This is a genomic window from Microcystis panniformis FACHB-1757 (assembly GCF_001264245.1).
GTDB lineage: Bacteria > Cyanobacteriota > Cyanobacteriia > Cyanobacteriales > Microcystaceae > Microcystis > Microcystis panniformis.
In genome coordinates, this window is the sequence record NZ_CP011339.1 from 1,249,518 (window position 1) to 1,267,325 (window position 17,808).

A 17,808-nucleotide genomic window follows, 5' to 3' on the forward strand; every position below is an offset into this window, starting at 1 on the left:
CAGACAATCAAAGCGCCTGTAACGCCTTTTTTGTTTGACGCTCCCCGCTCTAAAAAGACGGGGATTCTTCGTTCATTGAGTCTCCGTTAGCAAGCAGGATTTCTCCAACCAACCAAGAGGGAATCTCTCCCGAAGCGTTTAAAGTTTGCGTGCGCCCCACGCTACTTAATCCCTTTTGCAAGATGTTTAAAGCGGCGTTTCTATCTCGACAATCTGTATATCCACAATGAGGACAAACATGGGTTCGAGTAGATAGCGACTTTTGGACTTTTTGTCCACAATTAGAACAATTTTGAGACGTATTATGGGGTGAGACAGCGATAGTTAACTTGCAGTATTTGTCCCCAAAATACTCTAGCCATTGCCTAAAAACAGACCATCCTGCATCAGTTATCGACTTAGCTAAATGACGATTTTTGACCATGCCTTTGATATTTAAGTTTTCATAGGCGATTAAGTCGTTAGACTTAACTAAACGGAGTGCCACACTCTTGACAAACTCTTCTCGTTGCCTACTTACTCTTAAATGTTTCCGAGCATATCGCTTTCTAGCTTTGTGATAATTACGAGATTGTTTTTTACCCTTACGGTATTTCTTTGACTTTTTCCTGTTTAATCGGTTTAATTGTTTTTCAGCTTTTCGATAGTAGTTCGGACAATCAATTTGATGGCCTTCGCTATCTACTAAGAAAAACTTTAAGCCGACATCAATCCCAGTAGCTTTCTGGGAAGGTGTTAAAGGTTTAACCGTGTCTCTGGGGTCTAATTTAATGCAGAACTGCACATAGTAACCATCGGCACGATTAAGGATTCTTACCCGTTTAATCTGGTCTGGTTGATAATAATTAATATCTCTAGAGCCAATCAGTTTAAGAGTCCCAATACCTTTTTTGTCTGTAAAGGTAATATGGCGTTTATCTTTTGATAGCTTCCATCCAGATACTTTATACTCAACAGAACGAGAATGTTTTTTAAACTTAGGGTAGCCTTTCTTTCCTTTAACTTTATTTTGGCAATTATCGTAAAACCGAGTAATTGCCCGCAAGGTTCTTTCTACGGCAGTCTGGCAAGCATGGGAGTTTAAATCATCAACAAATTTAAACTCTTTCCTTAATGCTGTGTTGTACCGAAATAACTCTGTTTTGCCAACACCTGGATTATCCATCCAATAACGCAGGACTTTATTCCGAACAAATTGGGTTGTCCGTATTGCCTCATTAATGGCTTCTATTTGATTAGGTTTTGGCTTAACTTTGTATTTTAGTACAAACATTTTGACATTGCTCGATCGAGTAAGTACCTAAGCAAAATTAATTACACATATCTAACCACCTCTTGCCTCTTGCCTCTTGCCTTTTGCCTTTCTTCACTAGGAAATTTATTTTGCACGACTACTTATCGACATCTTAACACAAAATTCCTTAAGTTGACAGGCTCTTCGGTTTGTGTTATGCAATGGACGGGGGTTATAAGGGATGGAACCCTTATATAGAAAGGCATTTAGCGATTTTTGTTAATTGTTTTTATCTAGAGCGAACTAATCAATTAAGTCTCTTGCCAGATAAGGATTTAGTCGATTTATGCCCCCCTATCGAACCATACCAAGTAACGAAGAACCAGTTGACAATACATATTTAAGGTGGAGCTGCCCGACCCTGCGCGGGCATGGCGGGGCTTGTACCCAAATTTTCGGTCAACTAATGTTAGCTTTTCTTGATAATTGATCATCCCTCATCACTTTTTCCCTTTCATCAAAGCGGCCCGGGCCTGTTCGCGGTCATCGAAATGGATTTTTTCCGTCCCCAAAATTTGATAATCTTCGTGACCTTTACCCGCAATAATTACTCCGTCTCCCGGTTGTGCTGTTTGAATAGCGGTGTCAATGGCCAAAGCGCGATCGCTAATTACCTGCACGGTAATTTCTGGGGGAATGCCAGCGATAATATCCTCAAGGATTCGTTCGGGAGACTCTGTGCGAGGGTTATCGGAGGTAACTATGGCTAAATCTGCTAATTCTGCGGCTATTTTACCCATTAACGGTCGTTTTGTCCGATCTCGATCGCCACCACAACCAAAAACACAAATCATCCGACCGGAAATAAAGGGCCGGGAAGCTTTTAAAACATTCTCTAAACTGTCGGGAGTATGGGCATAATCGACAATGACGCTGATATCTTGGTCGGGAGCGGTGCTAACCCGTTCCATCCGCCCCGGTACTCCTGAAAATTGGGGAATTTGGGCGATTACTGTCTCTAAATCTACACCACATTCTAACACTGCCGCCACCGCCGCTAACAGGTTAGCTAGATTATATTGACCCACTAGAGGAGAAGCAAAGGCTATTTCTCCTCGGGGAGTCACCATCACCCCTTCCACTCCCGTGGGTTGATACTGTAAATCCTTAGTATAAAAATCGGCACTAGCATCGGACACACTATAGGTTAAAACCTGTTGGGGAGACAGGGAGGCCGCTAAACGTTGACCATAGACATCATCAAGGTTAATAATCGCCTTACCTTGCAGATAATCGGGACTAAATAATTTAGCTTTAGCGGCAAAATAATCCTCCATATCGAGGTGATAATCGAGATGGTCCCGGGTGAGATTAGTAAACACTGTCACGGGAAAAGTACAACCCTGTACCCGTCCCTGGGCCAGTGCATGGGAACTAACTTCCATGACGGCGATTTCATTGCCGGCGCTCACCGCTTTGGCCAAACTGGCTTGTAACTCGTTAGCGAAAGGGGTGGTATGATTAGCGGTTTCTTGGAATCCTTGCCAACGGGTGTAAAGAGTCCCGAATAAAGCGGTGGGAATCCCTGCTTGGCTGAGAAAATATTCAATTAGATGGGTGGTGGTGGTTTTGCCGTTGGTTCCCGTCACACCGATTAATTTTAGGGTTTGGGCAGGATAATGATAAAATTTAGCAGCGATCGCGGCAGTGGCAGTAACTAAATCTGCCACAACGATTACGCAAGCATCCTCCGGGGGGGGAAATTTAGCGGCGGCTGCCGGGGAGATAATCGCCGCTAGGGCCCCGGTTTCCAAAGCGGAACGCCAAAATTCGCCGCCATCCACCCGCGTTCCGGGTAAACCGATAAATAGATCTCCCGGTTGACAAGCATGGGAATTGGTGGAAATTCCTGTAATCTCGGTAATAGAAGCGATAGGAGAAGAAATCGGGGAAACCGGAGTGATATTTGTCAAAAGTTCTTGTAGTTTCATAGTCAGGATTGAATCTAGGGATTGCTGCTTTTAGATTAGCCGATAATCAAAGAGGTTCCTAGTCCGAAATGGGAAGTGGGTTTTTCAGTGATCAGTAAACAGTAATCAGTAATCAGTGAACTGAAAACTCACATCTGATAAGGCTCTCTTGTACTTTGTGGGAAAATGTGGGTATTCTTGATAGTTTCTTGGGTAAGTAAGCACTGAAAGCCTTATCCAAAGACCGTTTGAAAAGCCATAAATTTTGCTTATCACACGAAACCCAAGAGAGCCTCTGATAACTGATAACTGATAACTGATAACTGAAATCCCCAAAACCCTATCACCCTATCACCCTATCTCCTGCCTTTTGCCTTTTGCCGACCGGCTCCTGATATCTGCGATAAGCTAAAAAAAACAAGGCTATAGCTTGTCAACTATTGACGATTTTCTGCTGACTATTTTCGGGATATTTATATGCAATTCGTCGATTTTCTGGCTCTCATTCATCCTGTCCTAGGGATAGTGGTCGTTTTCCCTATTATCGGCCTCGTAGTTAACTTTGCTTGGCAAACCCGTCAACGTCGCCTAGAAACCAACCCGGGAAATAAAAGTAAAATTCCGCCAGTGGTCGGGCTGGAACATCTACGCTTAGGCCGCTGGTTAACGGCTACAGTGGTAGGGGTTAACCTGTTAGCACTAGCTTACTCGGTCGTTTACGGTTTTAATGGTTTTGTCGATCAACAAAAAGACGGAAAATTAGACTCCTTTCAGGTCATTTTTGTGATTTTGATGTTTTTTGTCACCATTGTCTCTTTGGTCTGTCTCTACCGCGCTAAACAAGCCCTCTGGCGCGGAATTTTTGCCACTTTGACTGGCATGGGTTTAATTATTATCGGTTCTCAGGATGGGGTCTGGCGACTCTCGGCCCAATGGTACTGGTCTCACTACTATATCGGCATGGCGGCATCATTACTGATGATTTTCTCTCTGGCAATTGTCGAAGATATCTATAAAGACCGTTCCCATCGTTGGCGCATTGCCCATACAATTCTCAATTGTATTGCTCTGGCTCTCTTTCTGGGACAAGCCATGACCGGTTCGAGGGATTTGCTGGAAATTCCCCTCAGTTGGCAAAAACCGGCAATTTATCGCTGTGATTTCACCAATAAAACCTGTCCTGAACCGAAATCCTCAACCCCCCTCATTAACCCGATAAGCTAAACTTTTTTAGGGACTGGGAGAGGGTGAAGCAGTTGGCGCACACAGAGATGTACCCGTAGTATCAATGGGTTCCTCACACCAATTGTCAATACCACCAAGTTGGGGAAATGGGGGTCTCAGGTCTTCGATTAATTCAGTCCATTCTACCCTTTGAGTAACAGCTACAGCACCGCTAGTTGAGGCACAGTCTGAAATTTTGCCCCAATTTTTACCCCAGGCAGCACCGAAGAAATTACCATTACCAGTGTTACCGAGGGAATAGTGAGGAGCAAAGATAAACGCTTGTAGTCTTTGGTCTCCTCTCAGACAAATTTTCGCGGAATCTGATTCACTATAGGCATAAATTTGTAGATTGCCCGGTTTACAGTCAGGCTTAGCACCACAATTGTGTTCGATCGCACCGTTAATATTACCTTGAACATAGAAAAATACCCGGTACCCCGCAGTGATGGTAATCTTCTCGTCATCTTCCTCATCCAAGTTGATATTATTAACAATATACTCGTACACTCCGCTGGGAGATGCTGTGTCTCCCGTTCTGGGAAAAGTTTCAGAACTGGTAAGGTCTCCTAGGCTTGGAATACCGGTGGGAGTCTCCGGTAAATTGGGGAAAAACACACCGACAACTTGTGCTTTGTAGGGGGGGTTCCAGTGCTGGGCGTTGGAATCTTATCCTGCTTAATATCACATTCTGGCCACGCCACAACCTCCACCACATCCCCTTCAAATTTAGCACCATCGTCCGCCGTTCCCTCACTTATCCATAAAGCTGGGACCGTGGTGCGGTTAAATGCGAGGGGAGGGGCATCAAGAATAGGGATAGTTACCACCACGCGGTTACGGGAGGCGGCATTGTCGTCAATATCTCTATTGATAGCAATGTTAGTTAGGTCTTTTTCGGGACTTTTGCGAGAACGTCCTTCGAGGGTGAGAACTCCCTGCCCGGACACAGGATTATAATCATATCCAACCACGCGATAATAACGATTATTACCGAGATCAACCCATTTATCTTCGCTCAAATCTCTTAATTCACGGATTTTTGCCTTCAAGGTATCAGCATCGTTGGGATTACTACAGGAGGGGGCGGCGTCGACTAATTTTTTTAAATGTTTTTGTAAATCGTTACTGGGATCAGTAACCACTTCGGCGTTTTTCCAACAGCCGTGAGTATCACAGTTACTATCACTATTAAACCTCGCCATAACTCGAACACTATTGAGTAGATCCTGCACGCGAGCCACTCCAACTTCGGAACTTCTTAAAGCATCAGCCCGGACTTTTTGGGCAATTACTTTCGATTGGTCCCCTTGGGCGCGCATTATCATAGTTATTCCTGTCACCATGAGGATGAGTCCAATTAACACGGCAAGAGGCAAGGCAAACCCCTTTTCCTTATTAGCCATCAGGTGAAGGTATAAACGATTGTTCATAAGCCAGTCCATCTAAGAATGGTTACTTTTACTACAATAATATCAATTTTTGGTCAAGTGAAAACTGTGAGAATACAGGAATAGCACTGTGAGTGAAATCACAGACTAAGGCCAGTTGATAGGATAATCAGCCAGTAATTTTTCGATAAGTATGTAGGCGTTAAAAATTATCAGACACCCCCCTTATCAAGGAGGATCCCCCCGCCTATCGGCACCCCCCTTATCAAGGGGGGCAGGGGGATCGGCACCCCCCTTATCAAGGGGGGACTAAGGGGGGATCGGCATCCCCCTTATCAAGGGGGGACTAAGGGGGGATCGAACCTAAAATCTATTTTTAATTTAATTATAACCAGCTACTTAAGTATTTTCGATTTTTGACTGAACTAAAGGGCTGTTTTTCGATTCAGAATTGCCCGAAAAATCAAGACTATACCCCGAAAAAAGCTGATAATTAACAACCAAAGGGATTGTAATTCTCCTGCCGTATTTTTCAGTGGCCAGCGCTGGTGACGACAGAATAAAAAAGTAATTAATTTTCTCTGGTCTGATAGGATAAGTGGCTGGAATTTAAGGGTTGCTTGCCAGATTTTGCCTCGTTTTTCTAGATTGACTAGATGAGCAGATAGGCGCAAATCTTCCCCTAAAATATCTAGGAGTAATTTTTCTGAGTAGATGGGTTCCCTCAGGTTAATTTCTGCTCCTATTTCCGAAAGTTTTTTCAGATTGCCCTGTATAATTATATCCGATTCTGTGATCAAGTTAACAGGAGATTCCAGCAATTGGTATTGAGTTTCTAAGGTGAGGGGAGCTTCCAATAAAGCCACCAGAGCCGTCATGATAATAACCACGTTATATATAGCCAAAATCAAGCCAAAATTTAGGGGACTTTCTTGATAATTGTGATGGTGTAAATTAAAGAAAATACTAATTAAAGTAATAGTGAGAAAAAACAGCAATGGGTAGGATAAGTGCCAATTATATTGATAATCTTGGCGAGCAAGTCCCTTCGGTGTCACCTGAAATCCTTTGTCAAAGGGTTTCCAAAGAACATGGAGAACTGTTAGGGATGTTGGTACACAAATAATCATCGATAATACTTCAGAAAAAACAATTGAGCGCGAGCGAGAATTTAACCAGTGATAAGTGGCTAACTGCAGCATCATGTAGGGTAAAAAGATATAGATTGTCTCATCGATGGTAATGTTCAAAGGTACGATGTAACCAAAGGTATAAAGGAGAGGAATCAGCAGAGAAAATAAACGAGCTAAGGGAGAAAACCAAGATAAAATTCCTTCTAAGTGTGCCAATCTTTGGGGTAGGGTTAGTCCCGCAATTTTTAGGGGATTAGCTTTGATAAAAAAGGCCTGTAAAGTTCCTCTTGCCCAGCGCAATCTTTGCAGTAAATAAGCTGATAAACTTTCAGCAGATAAACCAGCACTGAGTTTTTCATTTAAGTAAATAACTTCATAACCTTTCGCTGAGATAGCAATCCCAGTAAAATAGTCTTCACTAATAGATTCTATATTAAAATATCCCACTTCCTCTAAGGCTTTTCTTCTGACAAGAAAAGAAGTACCAGCACAGACAGGACTACCCACCCCATCTTTAGCTGGTTCGATATGACGATAAAATAATTCTTCGTCGGGAGTAACGATATTTTCTAAACCTAAGTTATGGGCGATAGGATCGGCATTATAAAAGCTTTGGGGCGTTTGCACTAGGGCAATTTTAGGGTTTTGAAACCAGCCAACAGTTCTTTCTAGAAAATTCCGACAAGGGATAAAATCTGCATCAAAAACTACCACTAATTCCCCTTGAGTTTGTCTGAGAGCATGGTTTAAATTACCTGCTTTAGCATTTTTTCTATCCTGACGAGTCAGATAATGACAATTTAATTTTTCTGCTAATTGATGAATTTCTGATCTCTGAGTATCATCGAGGATATAAATATTTTTATGGGGATAATTAAGGGCTTGACAACCGATAATAGTTCTTTTTAAGATAAAGGCTGGCTCATTATAGGTGGGAATCAGAATATCTACCGTGGGCAAATACTGTTTATTGATCACTGCTTGGCTATAAAAATCAGCTTCTTTGCGTCTATCTTTCGTGGTTAAGACTAAAACTAACTGAATTATGCTACCACTTAAAACCATCATCTCAAAGCCTAAAAGCAGTAAACTAAAAAAGCCATTGAGAGGAGTAGAAAGATTTAAGGTTTCCAGAATCCTCCAGATTAGATAGCGCAGGGTGATAGCGAGAGTGATAGAAATAATGACTAATCTTGACCAAACTTGCGGATGCGGAGACAAGAACATGATTAACTGCGTAAAAATTAGCAGGATAACCGTGGGTAAGAATAATTGATAGCTATGAGCAACCGTGGGAACTTTAATCCAAGCAAGGGGGTTAAAAAAATCTTCTACTAAGCCAAGGAGTAATCGATAAATATTGTGTTCTGGCCAAGATAATGATAAACTGACCATCATTAGCCCGCCGATCACTGCTAACATAATTAAGATAACTGATATTATCGCTAAAATCGACTTGAATGGGGAGGAATACACTGGTTTTTGAGGGAATGGAAAAATCGATTCTTGGTTAGACATGAATCTCCTTCTGATCAAATAAATCTAACTACATTTTACAATTCTTAACAAAAACCAGGACATTTTTGGCAATGACAGGAGCGCTCTCCACCAAAATGCTAAATTTTGTATCAAACCCAAGATGAAACTAGCCAGAAAAAGTCTGAAAATAGTATAATCTGGTTAACCGTGAGGAAAAATTAGTCTATGATAGCCGTCAAAATCGCCATTGTTAGCGCTCTCGTTTTAGTTGTGGTCAAATTCGTCGCTTCTGTTCTCGGTAAAGGCAATATACCCCTACTTAATCAAGCTGTCACTGTGATTTTAAGCCTTTTTATCGGTTTTGAGTTGATTCAACTAGGACAAGCGGTGATTGAAAAGATTAATTAAGAGCTAAACGGGCCAGATAGAAGCTAGTAATAGTTTTAGCATCGATCGATTCTCCTCTGGCGATCGCTGATTCCATTTCCTCAAAACTCATAAAAACCACTTCTAGATCTTCATCGGCATCTTGAGCGGGGGGCAAGCTTAATTTTTCCAGATCCTGGGCCAGAAAAGCATAGATATATTCATCGGAATAACCCGGTGCCAAGGCAAATTTACCCAAAGATTGCCAATTATGCGCCCGATAGCCCGCTTCTTCCTCTAATTCTCGTTTTACCGTCGTAGCAGGGTCTTCTCCTTCATCAATCGTTCCGGCGGGAAATTCCAGAATTCGAGCTTGCAAACTAAATCGATACTGACGTACTAGAACCAATTGACCTTCCTTGGTAATTGGAACTGCTAAAGCACCCCCCGGATGACGGACACATTCCCATTCTCCCTCGACACCGTTAGGTAAACGCAGTTTCGAGACTTCAAATTGAAAGACCCGACCTTGATAAAAAAGACGTTGTTGGAGCAATTGAGGCGATTCAGACATAGAAAATTTGCAACTAGGACTTTAAGAATTAATATCAACAAATGTCACCTTTGTCACCGGTGTTTCAGGTTATAATGGGAAATGCTGTCTTTACAGGTTAAATCTTTTTCGAGAAACCCCATGGCAAAAAAATCGATGGTAGAACGCGAGAAAAAACGCGCTCGTCTCAGACAAAAATACGAAGCTAAAAGAGCGGAACTAAAAGAACAATTCCGCACCGCCGAAGATTTTGAAGAAAAACTGGCAATTCACCAAAAATTACAGGAATTACCCCGCAATAGCGCTCCTAGTCGTCACCGCAACCGTTGTTTAACGACCGGCAGACCGAGAGGATACTATCGCGATTTTGGTTTATCCCGCAACGTTTTACGCGAATGGGCCCACCAAGGTCTTTTACCCGGTGTGGTCAAGTCTAGCTGGTAGTCAGAAACAATATCTAGGGAAAATACCGGGATAGAGGCGTGGTTTTTGCGTCTCTATTGCCGTTTTTAGGTAGGGTTTGCGGCAAAAAGTACGGGCGAAGCATTCGGATAGAAAATCTACGGTTTCACCGATAGGTTATTGCCCGAATGCTTCGCCCCTACAGGACGCGATCGCCGCTCAAGATGCCAGGTTTTGAAGCACGATTCTCTCAAAATCTTGCAGCTGTTTCGCCAGAAAAGCCACAAAACCCTTACCTTGCCTACATTTCACATTTATTCAGCAAGCCCTAAACAAAAACTCTCGATCGAGCGATCGAGAGTTAACCATGAACAAAAAATTCACCTAGACTACAGTAGCAGCCTTACGGGCAGCGGCGGCCTCGTCGGGATGAATACCGAGACGGGTGAGATTGAGACGACCTTTACTATCGATCTCCCGTACCTTAACTAACACCTCATCCCCCACGGCCACTTCATCTTCGACCTTACCGACGCGTCCCTCGGCCAATTGGGAAATATGGATCATTCCCTCTTTCCCCGGCAAAACTTCCACAAAAGCGCCGATTTGGATAATGCGAGTCACACGACCGAGATAGACCTCACCCTCATTGAGTTTGCGGGTCATATTGTAGATCAGTCGTTTAGCTTTTTCGGCCTGTTCCCCATCGGTAGAGGAAATAGTCACAGTCCCATCGTCATCGATATCGATTTTTGTGCCGGTCTGTTCAGTAATCCCTTTAACCGTCTTACCACCTGGCCCGATGACTAACCCGATCAGATCTGGATCGATCTTGATCGTCAATAACCGGGGTGCGTGGGGAGATAATTCCGTGCGGGGTTTTTCTAGGGTCGCTAACATCTTCTCTAGGATATGTTTGCGGGCCGGTAAAGCTTGTTCGATCGCCTTGGCCACCACTTCCATGGTTAAACCGGGGATTTTCATATCCATCTGGAGAGCGGTGATGCCAGAATCAGTGCCAGCCACCTTAAAGTCCATATCTCCCAGAAAATCCTCGATACCTTGTATATCGGTCAAAATCCGCACTTCTTCCCCTTCTTTAATTAAACCCATGGCCGCACCACTAACGGGTTTTTTCAGGGGAACACCGGCATCCATCAGTGCCAAGGTAGAACCGCACACGGAACCCATGGAGGTGGAACCATTAGAAGAGAGGACTTCCGACACCACCCGCAGCACATAGGGAAATTCCTCCTGGGGGGGAAGGATAGGTACGATCGCCCTTTCCGCTAAAGCACCGTGGCCGATTTCTCGACGGCCAGGAGAACGCATCGGACGGGTTTCACCGACGGAAAAGGGTGGGAAGTTGTAGTGATGAAGATAGCGTTTTTCATCTTCGGGATGGAGGTCGTCCCCCAAATCCTGAGCATCACCGGGGGTGCCAAGGGTGGCGATCGAAAGCACTTGGGTTAAACCGCGATTAAACAAACCGCTACCGTGAACCCGACGGGGTAAAACTCCCACCCGGCAAGAAATCGGGCGTACTTCGTCCAGTTTGCGACCATCAACCCGCACCCCATCCTCGATAATTTGGGCGCGCATCAGTTTTTTGGTCAGATCCTTAAAGAGATTACCGATTAACTTTGGCTCTTCCAGGGTTGGAGCTTTTAAGGGATCTTCATCGGGAAGAGCGGTTATAGTTTCCTTAATCCGATTTTCGATCGCCTCTAATTTCTCATCCCGTTCGGTTTTGCTGAGGGTAAACTGAGAGAGAATCTGTTTAATTTCCTCTTTAGCTTGTTCTTTCAGGAAATTATGCACGGTTTCGTTTACTACCGGCGCTTCTCGGGTGACGAGGGGAATACCCAACTGATCGATCAATTCCCGTTGAGCGGTGATCAGGTCGCGGACCGCTTCATAACCAAAATCGATCGCCTCAATAATATCCCGTTCCGGTAACTGATTGGCTCCCGCTTCGATCATCACCACCCCTTCGGGACTACCGGCCACCACTAGATCCAATTCTCCGTTATGGATTTCCTTGTAGGTGGGATTGATGATAAATTCATCCCCTAGTAAACCGACGCGCACCGCTGCCATCGGTCCTTGGAAGGGAATCCCTGCCAACAGAACCGCCACGGAAGCCCCGGTAACGGCCAAAACATCCGGGGTACTTCCTCATCCATCGAGAGGGTCGTAGCGACCACCTGAATATCATCCCGTAGCCAACTGGGGAATAGAGGCCGCAGGGGGCGATCGATCAAACGACCGGTCAGAATTGCTTTTTCCGGGGGACGACCTTCACGACGCAAAAATCCTCCCGGGATGCGCCCGGCGGCGTATAATCTTTCTTCGTAATCAACGGTCAAGGGCAGGAAATCTACTCCTTCTCTGGCTTTGGCGGTGGTTGCTGTCACTAAAACTGCCGTTTCTCCCGATTGGATCAGAACACTACCGCCAGCTTGGGGGGCTAAAAGCCCTATTTTTAGTCGAATATCCCTGCCATCAAAGGATATTGACTTGTCAAACTCTTCCATGTAAAGTTATATTCCTTTCTTTCGCTTTTCTCTGTGCTGTGGCAATCCTAGCATTTTTTGTCCCCCTTTCCGACAGGTTTAGTATTCAGTGATCAGTTATCAGTGATCAGTTATCAGTTATCAGAGTTGAGTTATCAGTTCGCTGATTACTCTTTCCCGTTTACCGATCACAGCAAAAAAGCTCCCCATCTCCCCATCTCCCCCCGCAACGCGCACGAAGTGGTCTCCCCACACCCTGCTTTTAAACAGGATTTAAGATTACTTGCTCAAACCAGCCAAAAAATGATAGTTTCAGATATAGGAATAATCTGGTTAAGAAAAAAATGTCTTCCCTTGCCGCTTGCTGGCCCAAAAATATTTCTAAGTATTAGCAAAACTGACTGACTCTCAGCAGTTGGGCGGGATTTTTCTAGGCTCGAAGAACCCCAAACCAAGAAAATTAAGACAATTAAAAGGATTGCGTCTCTATTATCTGTTAGACGCTTCTATTCCAGTGAATTTGCGGTTTATCTTCCCATTAACCCCGTTTAACCCTATTTATTATCGATTATGGCTGAAAGTTATTTACTAAACAAACTGCAATCTGTAGAACAGACCTACAAAGAATTAACCCGTCGTCTAGCGGATCCCGATGTCACCGGTAATCCGGGTGAATTGCATCGTCTGGCCAAATCCCGCGCTTCCCTAGAGGAAACGGTCAACACTTACGAAATTTGGCAAAAAAGTCAAGAGGATTTAATCGGTGCGAAACAAATCTTCAAAGAATCCGCCGGCGATCCCGAATTACGGGAAATGGCCGCCCTAGAAGTGGCAGAATTAGAGGCAAAAATCGCCACTTTGGAAGACCAATTAACCATTCTGCTGCTGCCCCGGGATCCCCTCGATGAAAAGAATATCATGCTAGAAATTCGCGCTGGGACCGGAGGTGATGAGGCCAGTATTTGGGCGGGGGATTTAGTTCGCTTGTACTCAAAATATGCCGAAACTCAAAACTGGAAAGTTAGCCTTTTGAGTGAATCTCCGGCGGATATGGGCGGATTTAAAGAGGCAATTTTAGAGATTAAAGGCGATAACGTCTATAGTAAGCTGAAATTTGAGGCGGGAGTCCATCGGGTGCAGCGGGTTCCTCTGACGGAAGCGAGTGGTCGCGTCCACACTTCCACCGCTACCGTGGCGATTATGCCAGAAGTGGACGATGTGGAAGTGCATATCGATCCCAAGGATATTGAGTTAACCACGGCTAGATCCGGGGGTGCAGGCGGTCAAAATGTCAATAAAGTGGAAACTGCCGTCGATTTAATCCATAAACCCACGGGAATCCGGGTTTTCTGCACCGAAGAGCGATCGCAATTGCAAAACCGGGAACGAGCTATGCAGATTCTCCGGGCGAAACTGTACGATATGAAGTTACAGGAACAACAGGAAGCGGTCAGTTCCATGCGGCGCTCTCAGGTGGGAACCGGTTCCCGTTCGGAAAAAATTCGCACCTATAACTATAAGGATAATCGTCTCACCGATCATCGCTTAAATCAGAATTTTTCCCTCGATCGCATTTTAGACGGCGATATCGAAGATGTGATTCAATCCTGTATCGCCAAGGATCAACAGGGAAAACTGGCGGAATTAGCCGCTGCCCAAGAGACAGCTTAATCAGGAGACTCCGAGACAGGGGATTATTTTTATTTATGCTCCCCACTCCCCTCTCCCCAACCCGCAACGGTCAAACCCTTTGCTACTTTTTGGCTTTTTACTTGCTATAATCGATCGTCGAATTTGAGTAGGAGACGGGAGAAAATGGCCGATTGGCAGGAAATAGAGGGGGGGATCACCGCCCCAAAAGGATTTAAATCCGCAGGGATGGCTGCGGGGCTAAAACCGTCCGGTTTGCCCGATTTAGCCCTAATTGTCTCGGAAACAGATGCGATCGCCGCTGGAGTCTTTACCACCAGTCAAGTGCGGGCCGCTTGCGTCGATTATTGCCGTCAACGCCTCCAAACCAAAGCCAGCGCCAGGGCGATTTTGTGTAATGCTGGCCAAGCAAACGCCGCCACGGGGGAAGCTGGATGGCAAGACGCTCTCGATAGTGCCGCCGCCTTGAGCCAAGTTTTAGGGATTCCCGCCGATGCAATTTTGCTGGCTTCTACGGGAGTGATCGGGCAACGGATTCGCATGGATGCGTTAACCGCCGCTTTACCGACCTTAGCGGGTTTATTGTCGGAAAATGGTGGCGAAAGCACGGCCCGGGCGATTATGACCACGGATCTAGTCCCCAAATCGATCGCCTTGCAAACCACTATCGATGGTCGTCCGGTCACAATTGGGGGAATTGCCAAGGGATCGGGGATGATTCACCCGAATATGGCGACAATGCTCTCCTTTATTACCTGTGATGCCGCAGTATCGACGGTTCTCTGGCAAAATATGTTAAGTCGGGCGGCCAATAAAAGTTTTAATCAGATTACGGTGGATGGGGACACCAGTACCAATGACAGTCTGATCGCCTTGGCTAACGGTCAATCGCGCACCACAGCGATCACAGAAATGGGCCGGGATGCCCAAAAGTTAGAGGCCATGTTAACAGAAGTTTGTCAATACCTGGCCAAAGCGATCGCCCGGGATGGGGAAGGAGCCACCTGTTTAATAGAAGTGCGGGTTTCGGGGGCGGCCGATGATCAGTCCGCTCGTCAGATTGCTCGCACCATTGCCGGTTCTTCCCTAGTAAAATCGGCGGTTTTCGGTCGAGATCCCAACTGGGGACGAATTGCGGCGGCCGCGGGCCGGGCCGGGGTTGTCTTCCATCAAGAAGACCTACAAATCAAGTTAGGCGACTTCGTGATGATGGAAAATGGTCAACCTCTGGCGTTCGATCGAGCTAGTGCCAGTAATTACCTGAAAGCGGCAGCCAGCGGGGCTTATTTACGAGAAGATACCGTTTTAATGTCTATCTGTATCGGTAACGGTTCGGGAACAGGTACGGCCTGGGGTTGCGATCTTAGTTACGATTACGTCAAAATTAACGCCGAGTACACCACTTAAAGCGATCGATTCTCTAAACAGGCTCTCTTGTCCTTGCTGGATTGTATCCCAACAGCTTGATCAAAGGTTGACGTTAGGCTCTAGTCTATACCGACAATCTCGATGATCGATCCTGTTGATTACACAGCATCCGAGAGAGCCGATTACCCGATTAACAGACAAACTTTAATGGTTGGATTGTAAGTAGCTGGTTATAATTAAATTAAAAATGGATTTTAGGTTCGATCCCCCCTGCCCCCCTTGATAAGGGGGGTGCCGATCCCCCCTTAGTCCCCCCTTAATCCCCCCTTAATAAGGGGGGCATCTGACAACTTTTAACGCCTACCTACTTACTTCTTTTCAACCGGTCTCGAAAACAGTTTTGTCAGTCCCTCAGTCCCTTGGCAAAATCCATCTATTGGCGGGGAAAACGCTGCATGGTTCCGAAAAAATCACCACGAATTCCTTTAGAATTGCACCAGATCAAGGCTTACGAGTTTTATCAAAAACGGCTGGCATCGGGTAAAGAAGGCAATGAGATAGATGACTGGCAGCAAGCGAAAGAATATTTGAGCCAACATCCCAGAGCGATTCTTGCTTGGAATCTAAAAATGCCCTATCGCGGGGGAAAAAGGCTAATTAAAAGATTGTTGCTATCGCTCCAGTCTCTTGTCAGAGTTGCTTGGAAACTGCTAATCTTTCCCTTCTGGCTATTTCAGCAAATACCGGGGCTTTTTGCCCGTGAAGACAAAGACAGCCGCACCTTTGCCATTGATGTGGTCAAAACGATTATTTCTGCCCTGGGATTAATTGCTACCCTTTTGGCAGGAATTGGGCTTATTGTCAATTATTTCAATTCTCAAGCGGAAATGCAACTGACTCAGCAACGTCTGATTACCGAGCGCTTCTCGAAAGCTGTCGAGCAAATCGGTAGTGGTAAAGAGGAGGTGGTAATTGGCGGCATTTATTCCCTAGAGCGAATTGCCAAAGATTCTCCCAAGGATCAATGGACAATTATGGAAGTGCTGACTTCCTACATTCGTAAAAATTCCCCCATTCCCTCGAATAAGAGACAACTGAAGCCAGAGGGAGAGGAAAGAGAGAAGACCCCAGAAAAGCTCCCTTCCGTGAGTATTCCAGTTCAGGCCGCTTTAACGGTAATCGGGCGGCGTAAAGGGGATAATTTGGCTGAAACAACTGACTCTAATAAAATTAAAATTCTTGATTTAAGTCGGACAAATTTGAGGGGAGCCAACCTCAACCGAGCCAACCTCAACCGAGCCAGCCTCCACCTTGCCAACCTCAACGGAGCCTTCCTCGAAGAAGCCAACCTCGACGGAGCCAACCTCAACCGAGCCAACCTCAACGGAGCCAACCTCGACGGAGCCAAGCTCATCGGAGCCAACCTCATGGGAGCCAACCTCAACGGAGCCAACCTCAACGGAGCCAACCTCAACGGAGCCAACCTCATCGGAGCCAAGCTCATCGGAGCCAACCTCAACGGAGCCAACCTCAACGGAGCCTTCCTCATCGGAGCCTTCCTCATCGAAGCCAACCTCGAAGAAGCCAACCTCAACGGAGCCTACCTCAACGGAGCCTCCCTCGACGGAGCCTACCTCGACCGAGCCAACCTCAACCGAGCCAACCTCGACGGAGCCGACCTCAACCGAGCCTACCTCGAAGGAGCCGACCTCGACGGAGCCAACCTCAACCGAGCCAACCTCAGGGGAGCCTTCCTCATCGGAGCCGAGGGTCTTAATCCAGAACAAATTAAATCGGCCTGCTCTTGGGAAAAAGCAATATACACGGAAGCCAAATGGGATGAAGATAAACAATTATTGGTGGCTGCGGACCGGGAAGCCAATCAACGAGAAATCGACAAACTCAAAAGGGACAAAAACTCAGATCCGCCAAATTTGATCGATTGTAATACTAAATAGGGTTTGCGGCAAAAAGTACGGGCGAAGCATTCGGATAGAAAATCTCCGGTTTCACCGATAGGTTATTGCCCGAATGCTTCGCCCCTACAGGACGCGGGCCGATGAAAACGCAAGGTTTGGAAGCACGATTCTCTCAAAATCTTGCACCTGTTTGGCGAGAAAAGCCACAAAACCCTTACCTTACCTACATTTCACATTTATTCAGCCAACCCTAAATACTTTAACTTTTGGCGATTTAGGATCAGGTGACGAAACTAGCATTTTCCCCTAATTGAAGCGAAAAAACCCCGCATGACTTCAAGAAATCACCGGGGTTTTTAGGAAAAATAGGGATAGGGAAGGAATTTAACCCTCGGTTTCCTCTCTGGTTTGGATAAACAGAATCAAGAGGAAAACCGTGGGGACTAGGACGAATAGGATACTAGCGATAAAGCCGAGATTATTTACCTGCATGAGTTAACTCCCTTAAGTGACAACGGATTTGCATTAAAGATTAACTCCTAGAATATCATCCCAGAGGGCGTTGCTGATTTGAGAGGGGGAGTGGGGAAGTGGCAGAAAGGT

The 17,808-nt window shown here is 45.5% G+C and carries 12 protein-coding genes and 2 pseudogenes; 7 read left to right on the forward strand and 7 right to left on the reverse strand.

What is annotated here, in order from left to right:
* Window positions 1–49: 49 nt before the first annotated feature.
* Both VL20_RS06090 and VL20_RS06095 read right to left on the reverse strand, forming a co-directional pair.
* On the reverse strand, window positions 50–1,273 hold the full coding sequence (locus VL20_RS06090; protein ID WP_052275937.1) for an RNA-guided endonuclease InsQ/TnpB family protein: 1,224 nt from the start codon (window positions 1,271–1,273) through the stop codon (window positions 50–52).
* Between the two features lie 461 nt (window positions 1,274–1,734).
* Window positions 1,735–3,225 carry a UDP-N-acetylmuramoyl-L-alanyl-D-glutamate--2,6-diaminopimelate ligase gene (locus VL20_RS06095; RefSeq protein ID WP_052275938.1) on the reverse strand — a complete coding sequence of 497 codons (1,491 nt, stop codon included), beginning with the start codon at window positions 3,223–3,225 and terminating at the stop codon, window positions 1,735–1,737.
* Between the two features lie 456 nt (window positions 3,226–3,681).
* Between VL20_RS06095 and VL20_RS06100 the strand changes: the two genes are divergently transcribed.
* Window positions 3,682–4,428, forward strand: a complete 747-nt coding sequence (locus tag VL20_RS06100; protein WP_052275939.1) for a DUF4079 domain-containing protein — start codon at window positions 3,682–3,684, stop codon at window positions 4,426–4,428.
* A gap of 6 nt (window positions 4,429–4,434) precedes the next feature.
* On the opposite strand, the pseudogene VL20_RS06105 reads toward VL20_RS06100, so the two are convergent.
* Together VL20_RS06105 and VL20_RS06110 are read right to left on the reverse strand one after the other, a co-directional pair.
* A pseudogene (locus VL20_RS06105) lies at window positions 4,435–5,861 on the reverse strand (DUF7305 domain-containing protein).
* A 383-nt stretch (window positions 5,862–6,244) separates the two neighbouring features.
* Entirely contained in the window at window positions 6,245–8,470 is a 2,226-nt protein-coding gene (locus tag VL20_RS06110; RefSeq protein ID WP_052275940.1) for a glycosyltransferase family 2 protein, read from the reverse strand.
* A gap of 186 nt (window positions 8,471–8,656) precedes the next feature.
* Here VL20_RS06110 and VL20_RS06115 point away from each other — a divergent pair, with 186 nt between their 5' ends.
* Window positions 8,657–8,839, forward strand: a complete 183-nt coding sequence (locus VL20_RS06115; RefSeq protein ID WP_002743955.1) for a hypothetical protein — start codon at window positions 8,657–8,659, stop codon at window positions 8,837–8,839.
* Here the strand turns inward: VL20_RS06115 and VL20_RS06120 are convergent.
* Window positions 8,832–9,371, reverse strand: coding sequence for an NUDIX hydrolase (locus VL20_RS06120; RefSeq protein WP_002776703.1), 540 nt, complete (start codon window positions 9,369–9,371; stop codon window positions 8,832–8,834). The two genes, VL20_RS06115 and VL20_RS06120, sit on opposite strands and share 8 nt — an antisense overlap.
* A 120-nt stretch (window positions 9,372–9,491) precedes the next feature.
* Between VL20_RS06120 and rpsN the strand changes: the two genes are divergently transcribed.
* Window positions 9,492–9,794, forward strand: coding sequence for a 30S ribosomal protein S14 (gene rpsN, locus VL20_RS06125; protein ID WP_002740009.1), 303 nt, complete (start codon window positions 9,492–9,494; stop codon window positions 9,792–9,794).
* 342 nt (window positions 9,795–10,136) lie between these two features.
* On the opposite strand, the pseudogene VL20_RS06130 reads toward rpsN, so the two are convergent.
* Window positions 10,137–12,289 (reverse strand): annotated as a pseudogene (locus VL20_RS06130) (polyribonucleotide nucleotidyltransferase).
* A gap of 57 nt (window positions 12,290–12,346) precedes the next feature.
* Between VL20_RS06130 and VL20_RS06135 the strand changes: the two are divergent.
* From VL20_RS06135 to VL20_RS06150, 4 genes are all read left to right on the forward strand, one after another.
* Window positions 12,347–12,673 (forward strand): hypothetical protein, encoded by a 327-nt coding sequence (locus VL20_RS06135; RefSeq protein ID WP_052275941.1) that lies wholly within the window; start codon window positions 12,347–12,349, stop codon window positions 12,671–12,673.
* 165 nt (window positions 12,674–12,838) lie between these two features.
* Window positions 12,839–13,939: a peptide chain release factor 1 gene (gene prfA, locus VL20_RS06140; RefSeq protein ID WP_052275942.1), complete on the forward strand. Its 1,101-nt coding sequence runs from the start codon at window positions 12,839–12,841 to the stop codon at window positions 13,937–13,939.
* A gap of 144 nt (window positions 13,940–14,083) precedes the next feature.
* Window positions 14,084–15,325: a bifunctional ornithine acetyltransferase/N-acetylglutamate synthase gene (gene argJ / locus VL20_RS06145; protein ID WP_002787007.1), complete on the forward strand. Its 1,242-nt coding sequence runs from the start codon at window positions 14,084–14,086 to the stop codon at window positions 15,323–15,325.
* A gap of 416 nt (window positions 15,326–15,741) precedes the next feature.
* The gene (locus VL20_RS06150; RefSeq protein ID WP_052275943.1) at window positions 15,742–17,244 is read left to right on the forward strand and encodes a pentapeptide repeat-containing protein; all 1,503 of its coding nucleotides are present in this window, start codon (window positions 15,742–15,744) and stop codon (window positions 17,242–17,244) included.
* A gap of 345 nt (window positions 17,245–17,589) precedes the next feature.
* Here the strand turns inward: VL20_RS06150 and psbM are convergent, their stop codons facing one another.
* Entirely contained in the window at window positions 17,590–17,697 is a 108-nt protein-coding gene (gene psbM, locus VL20_RS06155) for a photosystem II reaction center protein PsbM (RefSeq protein ID WP_002745897.1), read from the reverse strand.
* Window positions 17,698–17,808: the final 111 nt, after the last annotated feature.